Raw genomic sequence first — 10,337 nt, forward strand, 5'->3', positions numbered from 1 at the left:
GTTCCGTTACCATTCATATACAATATTCGGACCAATATTAAACCATTGAAGCCATTCTTTTGAGCCAATGAGGGAATCTTCTCTATTCAGTTTAAGTTTCTCAAAGATATCTAAACTTCCAATTAAATGCAGGCAGTTATCTAGTACCAAATAGTATTGATGTTCTATTTTTATAATTAATCGGTTTGGTAAAATTTCTCCTTTTTTTACTACCCCTATTAACGCAGGGCCGTTGGAAATCGATCGCACAATCTGTTTAGGTAAAGTAATCACCTTATTCATTTTAAAACCATAGAAGTGTAAAGCACCCTGAATTGGCCTTTTTTTCCCCTTTTGAATATAGTAAATTTGGTCGTTATCATCTGATTTAATTAAAATATCATTCGGAATGCTTTTCTTTAAGTTGCTATTCGTTATTTCCTTCCCTAGTGTATATTTAAATAAAATTGGATCAGGGACTTGAATAATATCTGAGGAAGTGAATTGTAGTAGGTTGAATATTTTAGGATCTTTAATTAATCTTCGTTTACCATCGTCAAAATAATATATATTTGTAGAGTTATCTTTTACAATCGTTCCATTTGGGATAAAGCACTCCCCTCCTTCAAAACTTGGAAGACCAAAGTGCATGACTTTATATGAACGAGGCGTTCGATAATTGTAGTCGAGTACCATTAAAGTTGGGTAGAATAAATGTTTTTCATTTAATCGATTCCAAAAAATTGCATCAGCATAACCCCAATATTTTTTGTCATCATCCCAATAATTTCCGTATTTTTTCTTTATATCATCCAAAATGCTTTTTCTATGCATGACACTGCAATGATCTACAACTTCAGCAGCTTTGTTTAACACTCCTTCTGTCTTACGAGTAACAGAAGATATCGGTTGATAATTTTCATTTAAATGAATGAGTTTCTGTGCCGAGTAAACGATATTAACCTCTTTGTTCGTATTCAATAGATAACTCATCAGATCCAGACGATTCTTTTTATACATATTGTCATCGGTGATATAACTAATATATTCCCCTTTTGCCAATTCAAGTGCTTGGTTTATTAGTGTTGCATATCGTGTTTTTTTGTACCTATCTTCATCTTTAATATCTGATTTATAAAGTGTAACCCTTGGATCGTTCAAAAACTCTTTGATAATATTGATTGTTTCCATATTTGAATTATCATCCATAATAAGTAATTCAAAGTCTTTTAATGATTGATCAAGTACACTTTTTATTGCAATTCCGATTAATTCCGGTTTATTATAACTAGTCATAATAACCGTAACTTTAGGATTAAAGGACATTTTAGACACTCCAATTATATATTTTTGACATCACCTCATATAGTTCAATGTCTGACTATTTCTATTTACTTTTCATTTGTAATGTCAGTAACTTCTCGGCCGTGATTTTCCCAGAATTCCCCCTAAAAGATGGAGGCAGTATTTCATCGATTAACTTTTTTGCTGATTGATCTACACCGTGTTGCAATGCGCAATAAATTAATTCAATTAAATGCTCAAAACTAGTTGCATGATAACCAATGTTTTCCCTATATATTTTAGCTTCTAATGTTGTAGGATAATGTCTTAATAGTTTTTCTTTGACTAACCAATCCGGAAAAATAACAGGTATATTTAGTGCCCATGCTTCATAGAGTAGACTCCCGGAGTCTGCAATAACAATATCTGCATGAGCTAGCTCTGTAAAAGTAGGTTTATTATTTTGTTTGTTTTGAGGATGTAGAGAAGATTCAATCACAAAGTCTACAGGAAACTGATTTAGATAATCATTAAATTGCGGGTAACTCGAAATTGAATTATTATGGGTTGGAGCCCAAAGGACTTTTTTAACTTGTTTTTCTTCTTTTTTAATAAAGTATAATGGATCAAGCTTTGGATAGCCTACCATTAAAATTTTCTTTTCGGGTATTCCTTCTTGTATCATTTTCCTCATCCATAACGGACCTGGGACACAAACATAATCATATGTGTTAATCGAATTTATATCCCACCACCCCTTATCAGCCAAGCCGTGGGACATAAAGACACTCGTCCCTATTTCTGATTTCGATTGTTTTCGGTAGTGCTCTTCAAGAAAGAAATGTAGGTTGATTGAGTTTGGGATAGATTCTTTTGAGATCTTACTTTTACCTAAATGTGTTTGAATGGGTTCTATAAAACTATTGACTACCTTTCCATAAAGTCCAGGGACAGTTAAAAAATTTATTGGATTTTGCATATCACAACATCACATCCATCCACTATTAATTATGATCCACACAACTATAGCCCAAATATTTCTTTTGCACTTGAGTAATCCTCATGGGTATCAATTTCAAACCATTGATGACCAGACGTCGAAATTGGCAGAAGCTCTAGGATTCGTAAATCTTTGTTTATCGCATTTTCATACCATACATTTACTTCGCCTTTATGGATAAAATCACCTACCGTTTCCATGATTTGTGAAACCCTATCATGTGATAATTTTAATAAACCGATATACTCACCATAACTTGCACTAGGAATAAGTTCCTTGCCCATTTGCGAAATATGGCCTTTATCATTAATTAGAATTTTCATTGATTCTTCATTTAACTTCTTCTTATTATCGACCATGACTGTATTTAACGGGGATTTAGCTAATAGTTCCACGATCGCATCTTCACAAATTAAATCTGAATTGGCTAATATTAAATCTTCATTCAGTACATACGGTTTAAGTAAATAAAATGAATAAATATTATTCATATTATAGTAATTACTATTATAAATAAATTTGAAATGATCCTTTGGAAAAGTGTTCCTTAAATAATTTATTAGTTTCTTATCTTCATGCCCCACAATTATAACGAAATCTTTTAAATTATTATCTTTTAGTTGTTTTATTAAATTACCTATCATTGTAGTTTTATTAATTTCCAGAAGGGCTTTTGGTTTGTCATTGGTGTATGGTTGTAATCTTGATCCAATTCCTGCAGCTAATATTCCCACCTTCATCTTTGGTAGCCTCCATTCTATATAATTCCCGTTCTTTTCAACACATCCCTTGCCATTTTTTCATCTAGGTTCACCTTTTCTAAAATTGTATATCTTTTTCTTACATGAGTTGCGTGAAGTAAAGCCGATATTATTTCCCCATCCTTTAAGCCGATCTCTTCCGCACGTACCGGTACTCCAAATCTCGTAAAAAAGGATTTAACTTTTCTCCAATCACCTTCTTGTAGATAGGAAGAGAGAATCGTCCCTACTGCCACTTGTTCACCGTGTAAGGCACGGTTTGGAAACAAATTGTCTATAGCATGACTGAATTTATGCTCTGAACCACTTGCTGGCCGGGAATCTCCGCTCATTTCCATGGAGATTCCACTCAAAATTAACCCACGTGCCAAAGCCTCAATAAATTTCTCATTATGGATTTCCAACTCATATAAGTGGAGGATATAATTAGCCGCCGTAATGCTAGTTAATAAAGAAAAATCATTAATATCTTCTTTGATATCCCTTTCGGCTATTTGCCAATCTTTAACTGCGGTAATATTAGAAATTAGGTCTCCTATTCCAGCTCGTAAAAGTCTAGTTGGGGATTTTAAGACACAAGTCAAATCAATTAATACTGCATTTGGTATTCTAGATGGAAGACTATGCTTCTTATTTGTATGATCCATTAACACTGACACCGGTGAAGATATGCCATCATTTGATAGAGTAGTAGGAATGGAGATCACTTCTATATTTAACTGATTTGCACAATATTTGCTTATATCAATCACCTTGCCTGAACCTACCGAAACAATACATTTTTTATTATTTTTAGTTAATACGGAGTTTAAGTTAGAAACTGCTGAAAAGTCGTTGTTACCCACAACATATATATCAGGTTTTGGTATAGTCAGTTCTTTTACGATTGATTCCAAATATTTTTTACTATTGTAAACTCCAGTCACCCATAAAATCGATTTGGACCAATAACCCAAGGATTGTAAAATATCTTTAAGCTGCGAACTTAACTCTTGCACATTTCGCACAATTTTCAATTTCCTAGGAATCTGAATGGAATTTAGAGATATACTATTCATTTTTATTCAGCATTTCTATTTCTGTTTGATTGTTAAAGTCTCTTGGTATAACAAAATCTGTATAAAAGCCATAAACACCTAACTTATTCAATTCCTTCATCCTCGTAAGAGAATTAATCGTGTGAATGTAACTGTACACTCCATTTGAAGCCAATTTTCCAACAAAATCTTTAGAACAGCGAACATCAAACATGGCAACTACCTCAATACCACTTTTACGCGTAAAGTCTATGATTCTGTCGTTATTCGATGTGGACTGATACAGAGTATATATTACTGATTCAAAATGATAAATCCTTCTAATCCATTCCAACATCTGTTCATTATATATTTGGGGCACTACACGATTTAATATATCTGGATTGACTCGCTTGATTTCATACACTAGTAATTGGAATTGCTCCTCTACCTCTTTTTTATTCGTATCTTTAGTATCAGTAACTAAATATATATCTCTATGTTTATCCATTACATGTGCAATCGTTGAAATATCAATTGGTGTATACATTTTGCATATCTTTAGGCTTTTGAATTCACTTAAACTAAGCGGCAATCCCTTGTATTGTGGCCAGTCATTTAGATAATTTCTCCAATCATGTCTAGCGACCAATTTTCTATCTTTTGTTAAAGTAAAATCTACTTCGAATACCCGGTGTCCCGCCTGATAATTTTGCTGAAAAGCTTCTAAGCTATTAGTATAACTTTTACTATTTATACCACCCATAGCATGCGCAATAAGCTTATACTTAGAAAACCACTTATGTCCTTCCTTCACTCCCTTCGTCTCCTTCCTATATAGCTTTTGACTTAATACTGTATAATATGTTGTTTTACTCTTATTGTATGGAGTTCTAACTCGGTTTTAAATAATGTGCATGTTTCCTAGCAAAAAGTTTAACACGACTGCTTATCTATTAACGATTCTTTGTTTTCCAATCAAAGTTTATCTTTGAATCATTCCACGGTATACGTTTTTCATCAGGTTCATGAGCTTTATATGATTCAGTTGTAAAATAAATAATTGTCGCAGGCTTTTGTCCCAAAACTCGATAACCATGAGCTACTCCCTTTGGAATGAGTAACATGATTGGATTTTCTTCTCCCATGTAATAAACATCTGTTTGGCCCTTAGTAAGAGCATCTTCTCTTAAATCATAAAGCACTACTTGAGCATTACCAAATGGAAAAAACCATAGATCATCTTGCTTTTCATGGTAGTGGAAAGCTTTAATAACTCCTGGATAACTCGTAGACCATGAAGCCTGACCAAATCTCGATAATAACTCTTGTTCATCATCACGAATTAGCTCAGCGAAAAAACCTCGATCATCACAATGTTTTACAATTTTTTTCACCTTCACTCCTTCAATCATTGAACGCTCTCCTTTCGAATATAATCCTTCAATGCTTCATTCCAATCTCGGGGCAACTGAACGTTTTCCCTTTTCAAAGCGTGATGCCCAAGAACAGAGTAGCTAGGTCTGTTTGCTAGCGCCCTATATTCCTTAGATGATGTAGGGACAACCAAATTGGAATCAAGCCCAGCTTCTTTGAAAATAGCCTTTGCAAATTCATACCATGTACAGTAGCCTGAATTGGTCACATGATAAATTCCACCTTTTTTATTCAGTAATAAACCAATCGTTTCTGAAAGATCCTTAACAAAAGTAGGGGAACCGACCTGATCATTGACTACCTTAATTTCTTTATTTAGCTTCCCAAGTCTTAACATTGTTTTCACAAAATTTTTTCCATCATGCCCGTACAGCCAGGATGTTCGGATAACCGTTCCGTCATTATGTCCTAACACTAACTCTTCACCCAGCCATTTACTCATTCCATAAATAGATTGTGGATTAGGTGCATCTTCCTCTGTATAAGGACTTTGTTTTTTACCATCAAAGACATAGTCCGAACTAATATAAATGATCCGGGCGCCAATTTCCCTAGCTGCAACTACAACATTTCCTGTACCTAGGCAATTCACTTCAAAGGTTCTTTTTCGGTCAATTTCACATTGATCGACGGCAGTATATGCAGCAGCATGGATAATCACTTGGGGCTTTATCTTGTTGATTACTTTTTCAACTTCTTCTCTCTTCGTAATATCTAAATCTACTCGATAAAGAGCAAAAACTGTATGTGATCTTTTCAATTGTCTATCCAACTCTTTTCCTAATTGTCCATTAGCCCCAGTTATCAATATCTTCAAATGATTATCTCCTTTCCTAATTCTTATCCCCATACCAATCTATTGTTTTCTGAATACCTTCGGAAAAAGATATACTAGGTTTCCATCCAAGTTCCTTTGTTATTTTTGATGAATCCATCGCGTATCGTAGGTCATGACCTTTTCTGTCTTTCACCATTTTAACTAGTTTCTTATCCGCCCCTAATTGAGTTAAGATTGTTTCCACAACTTCTAGATTTGTTTTTTCCTCTGTCCCACCGATATTATAAACTTCTCCTGCCCTTCCTTTTTGAAGCACCATATGGATAGCGCGACAATGGTCTTCCACATATATCCAATCTCTTATATTCGACCCATCACCATATACAGGAATTTCTTTGTTTTTTAATGTATGAATAATCGTTTGTGGAATTAACTTTTCCGTATGTTGGCGTGGTCCATAATTGTTACTGCATCTTGTTATTATTAATGGAAGTTGATGTGTTTGATAAAAAGATCTTACAAGCAAATCTGCACTAGCCTTACTAGCAGAATAGGGATTATTAGGAGATAAAGAAGTTTTTTCTGTAAATGGATATTCAGTTGGCTGTAAAGATCCATAGACTTCGTCTGTTGAAATTTGGATCATCCTAGATGCCTTTCCTGATAAAACAGCCTGTAGAAGATTGAACGCCCCTAAAATATTCGAATATATAAATGGAACTGCATTCATAATGCTACGGTCCACATGTGATTCCGCAGCAAAGTTTATAATTGCTTCATATTTTTGATCAAATACGGATTGAAGTTCGTTCACTCTACTAATATCGCATTGAATAAACCGATATTTTTTCGATTCGCGGAATGCCTCGATATTCTTAAGATTCCCTGCATAGGTAAGAGAATCTAAATTAGTAATATAGTAATTTGTGTTACTTAACATATATGAAATAAAATTGGAGCCGATAAAACCTGCACCACCAGTTACAAGCAGGTGTTTTTTCAATTGATTTCCTCTCCATTCGCTTTTTCGTTTATATATTGGAAAGCTTTATATAATGAATCATGGGTGCCTGCATCAATCCACCAGCCAGCTAAAATGTTATACTGTAGTTGATTATTCTTTATATATAAATTGTTAACATCTGTAATTTCTAGTTCATTTCGGCTTGATGGATGAATAGTTTCAATCATTGTAAATACTTGGTGATCATACATGTAAATACCAGTAACACAATAGGTAGAAGGAGGATTATGAGGCTTTTCAATAATGGAAACAACCCTATTATTGATTGTATCCATATCAGGAACCCCATAGCGGGTAGGGTCCTTCACCTCTTTGAGCAAGATTCTAGCACCAATTTTCTGTTCTTTGAAATCTTCGATATATGGTAATAATGAATCTTCGAAAATATTATCTCCTAATAAAACGACAAACTTTCCTGTACCAATAAAACTTTTGGCGCTCACAAGAGCATCCGCAATGCCGCCACCTTTATTTTTCTGCACTTTATAATGAAGCTTGACATTTAGTTCCTCTCCATGTCCTAATAATTTAATAAAGGAACTAAGATCATCTTTATTTGTAATAATCATTATTTCGTCTATACCGGCATTCCTTAATCTGAGTATTGGCCAATGGATCATCGGATAAGGTCCTACTGGCAATAGATGTTTATTTAATATGGTGGTAAATGGCTGGAGACGTGTCCCTGTGCCACCAGCAAGAATAACTCCTTTCATCATTCATTACTCCTTTCATGACATGAGTATTTATCCTAGTTATTGGATTAATTTTCTGTCTACTATTTTTATACCATATGTTTATTGATTTCTTTTGAACCATGAAATACCCCGTTTTTCTGTATTTTGATTAATATGTCCAAGATAAGAAAAACGTACATTTTCCTTATCTTGGACATATTCTATTTTTGAACAGCTGAATAGGACTTCGCCATATAGGCAAATATTATTTGGGATTCATCATAAACATACGCTCCGCACATCGATTGTACGACAAAAAAAGTATTCCTCGCCCAATTCAATTGAGCAAGGAATACCTTTTTAATTTACATGAAATTTTTTCAGAGCTTTCGAATCACCGAAGTCTAAATAGAAATAAAGAATATTACAGTCTTTTTTCCAATTCCGCTTTCTTTTCTTCGAATCCAGGTTTGCCAAGAAGTGCGAACATATTTACTTTGTATGCTTCTACTCCCGGTTGATCAAATGGATTCACTCCAAGAAGATAGCCACTTAAAGCACATGCTTTTTCAAAGAAATAAACAAGATAACCGAATGTGTATGCATCCATTGCTGGAATTTCTACAACAAGGTTCGGTACATCCCCATCTGTATGAGCAAGCAATGTTCCTTCAAAAGCTTTATCGTTAACGAACTCAACAGTTTTTCCTTCTAAATAATTTAAACCATCGAGATCTCCTGCTTCGCTTTCAATAATAAGCTCATGACGTGATTTTTGAACTTTGATGACAGTTTCAAATAAATCACGGCGACCTTCTTGAACATACTGTCCCATTGAATGAAGATCCGTTGAAAAGTTTGCTGATGCCGGGAAAATTCCTTTTTGGTCTTTCCCTTCACTTTCTCCGAAAAGTTGTTTCCACCACTCAGAGAAGTATTGTAAACCAGGCTCATAGTTAATGAGCATTTCAATTGTTTTTCCTTTATTATATAAAACATTACGGATAGCCGCGTATTGGTAAGCTATATTTTTTTCAAGGTCTGCAGTGCTGAATTCCTCACGTGCGTCTGCTGCACCTTTCATCATTTCTTCGATTTCCACTCCACTTACTGCAATTGGAAGTAAACCAACCGCTGTAAGAACCGAATAGCGTCCACCTACATCATCTGGAATAACAAATGTTTCATAACCTTCTTCATTTGATAATGTTTTAAGTGCACCTTTTTCTTGATCCGTTGTAGCAAAGATACGTTTTTTCGCTTCTTCACTGCCATACTTTTCTTCAAGTAGTTTACGGAAAATACGGAAAGCAAGTGCTGGCTCCGTTGTCGTGCCTGATTTGGAAATAACATTAATAGAAAAGTCTTTTCCATCAAGTAGATCCATTACGTCAGTCATGTATGTAGAACTAATGTTATTCCCAACAAAAATAATTTGCGGTGCCTTACGTTGTTCTTTAGAAACCGCATTATAAAAGCTATGATTCAGCATTTCAAGTGCTGCACGGGCACCTAAATAAGAACCGCCAATGCCAATAACAAGTAATACATCGCTATCTTGTTTAATTTTCGATGCAGCTGTTTGGATACGCGAAAATTCCTCACGATCATAATCTACTGGTAAATCGATCCAGCCAAGATAATCGCTTCCTGCACCAGTTTGTTCATGAAGCTGTTTATGTGCTGTTTCTACTGCTCCTTGCAAATATGTAATTTCATGCTCATTAAAAAATGCCAAAGCCTTTGAATAATCAAATTTAATATGTCCCATATAGTAACCTCCAAGATCGATATGTAGTTTTTTACAAATCTTCTGATATTACTTTAACGGAAAAAATGAAGATTTACAAGAAACTAGTCCTTAATTATTTTCAGCAAAAATCCGGTGCCATTGTAAAGTGAGTGACAACGACATTTTGAACGTGTAGGTGCAATGTTTATGCATCGCTATAACGGGCACTGAAGCTTGGTCTAGTACGGTGCGAGTCATAACGGCTGCACCCTAAGTGGCAAAATTAGCCGTTATTCCTTTTATTGTCTTGCTTCAGAGGCCCAACGACTAGCAAACTTCAGAATTCTTCCTACGATAAATCAGAATTAAGCTCACTCGACTAAAACGCCGCGTCCTGTGGCAACGTCGACGCACCCACACCCACATCCTGTGGGCGCAGTTCGAACGTCGCTAAAAATGGGCGCTGGAGCTTAGGCTCGCACGATGAGAGTCATAACGGCGTTGCCACACGACGTGGCGATATTAGCCGTTATTCCTTTTATTGTCTTGCTTCAGAGGCCCAACGACTAGCAAACTTCAGAATTCTTCCTACGATAAGTCAACATCGGTTTGCCTTGCAGGCTTCACCGTGTTTCCTTTATCTCGTCAG

At 35.1% G+C, this 10,337-nt stretch carries 10 protein-coding genes; all 10 read right to left on the bottom strand.

Going from position 1 to position 10,337, the window contains the following annotated elements; genetic code table 11:
- Positions 1–6: 6 nt before the first annotated feature.
- Positions 7–1,305, bottom strand: coding sequence for a glycosyltransferase family A protein (locus tag BLE01S_RS19770; RefSeq protein ID WP_066146642.1), 1,299 nt, complete (start codon positions 1,303–1,305; stop codon positions 7–9).
- Between the two features lie 61 nt (positions 1,306–1,366).
- Positions 1,367–2,242 (bottom strand): CDP-glycerol glycerophosphotransferase family protein, encoded by an 876-nt coding sequence (locus tag BLE01S_RS19775; protein WP_066146645.1) that lies wholly within the window; start codon positions 2,240–2,242, stop codon positions 1,367–1,369.
- 44 nt (positions 2,243–2,286) lie between these two features.
- Positions 2,287–3,003, bottom strand: a complete 717-nt coding sequence (locus BLE01S_RS19780) for a phosphocholine cytidylyltransferase family protein (protein ID WP_066146646.1) — start codon at positions 3,001–3,003, stop codon at positions 2,287–2,289.
- Between the two features lie 17 nt (positions 3,004–3,020).
- A complete protein-coding gene (locus tag BLE01S_RS19785; RefSeq protein WP_066146648.1) occupies positions 3,021–4,031 on the bottom strand; it encodes an iron-containing alcohol dehydrogenase family protein in 1,011 nt (336 codons plus the stop codon).
- Between the two features lie 43 nt (positions 4,032–4,074).
- Positions 4,075–4,857, bottom strand: coding sequence for a phosphatidylinositol-specific phospholipase C/glycerophosphodiester phosphodiesterase family protein (locus BLE01S_RS19790; RefSeq protein ID WP_066146651.1), 783 nt, complete (start codon positions 4,855–4,857; stop codon positions 4,075–4,077).
- Positions 4,858–4,996: 139 nt separating this feature from the next.
- A complete protein-coding gene (locus tag BLE01S_RS19795; protein ID WP_066146654.1) occupies positions 4,997–5,455 on the bottom strand; it encodes a dTDP-4-dehydrorhamnose 3,5-epimerase family protein in 459 nt (152 codons plus the stop codon).
- Entirely contained in the window at positions 5,452–6,294 is an 843-nt protein-coding gene (rfbD, locus tag BLE01S_RS19800; RefSeq protein WP_066146659.1) for a dTDP-4-dehydrorhamnose reductase, read from the bottom strand. The genes BLE01S_RS19795 and rfbD overlap by 4 nt, the downstream gene beginning before the upstream one ends.
- Positions 6,295–6,310: 16 nt before the next feature.
- A complete protein-coding gene (gene rfbB / locus BLE01S_RS19805) occupies positions 6,311–7,258 on the bottom strand; it encodes a dTDP-glucose 4,6-dehydratase (protein ID WP_066146662.1) in 948 nt (315 codons plus the stop codon).
- Positions 7,255–7,995, bottom strand: a complete 741-nt coding sequence (locus BLE01S_RS19810) for a sugar phosphate nucleotidyltransferase (protein ID WP_066146665.1) — start codon at positions 7,993–7,995, stop codon at positions 7,255–7,257. Before BLE01S_RS19810 ends, rfbB begins: the two co-directional genes overlap by 4 nt.
- A gap of 385 nt (positions 7,996–8,380) precedes the next feature.
- A complete protein-coding gene (locus tag BLE01S_RS19815; protein WP_066146668.1) occupies positions 8,381–9,727 on the bottom strand; it encodes a glucose-6-phosphate isomerase in 1,347 nt (448 codons plus the stop codon).
- Positions 9,728–10,337: the final 610 nt, after the last annotated feature.

This window comes from Lederbergia lenta NBRC 16444, from assembly GCF_001591545.1.
Taxonomy (GTDB): domain Bacteria; phylum Bacillota; class Bacilli; order Bacillales; family Bacillaceae_C; genus Lederbergia; species Lederbergia lenta.

Bases quoted from the DNA above. Each gene is read 5' to 3' on its own strand.
- BLE01S_RS19780 (WP_066146646.1), bottom strand. From the start codon at position 3,003: ATGAAGGTGGGAATATTAGCTGCAGGAATTGGATCAAGATTACAACCA.
- BLE01S_RS19795 (WP_066146654.1), bottom strand. From the start codon at position 5,455: ATGATTGAAGGAGTGAAGGTGAAAAAAATTGTAAAACATTGTGATGAT.
- BLE01S_RS19815 (WP_066146668.1), bottom strand. From the start codon at position 9,727: ATGGGACATATTAAATTTGATTATTCAAAGGCTTTGGCATTTTTTAAT.
- BLE01S_RS19775 (WP_066146645.1), bottom strand. From the start codon at position 2,242: ATGCAAAATCCAATAAATTTTTTAACTGTCCCTGGACTTTATGGAAAG.
- BLE01S_RS19770 (WP_066146642.1), bottom strand. From the start codon at position 1,305: ATGTCCTTTAATCCTAAAGTTACGGTTATTATGACTAGTTATAATAAA.
- BLE01S_RS19810 (WP_066146665.1), bottom strand. From the start codon at position 7,995: ATGAAAGGAGTTATTCTTGCTGGTGGCACAGGGACACGTCTCCAGCCA.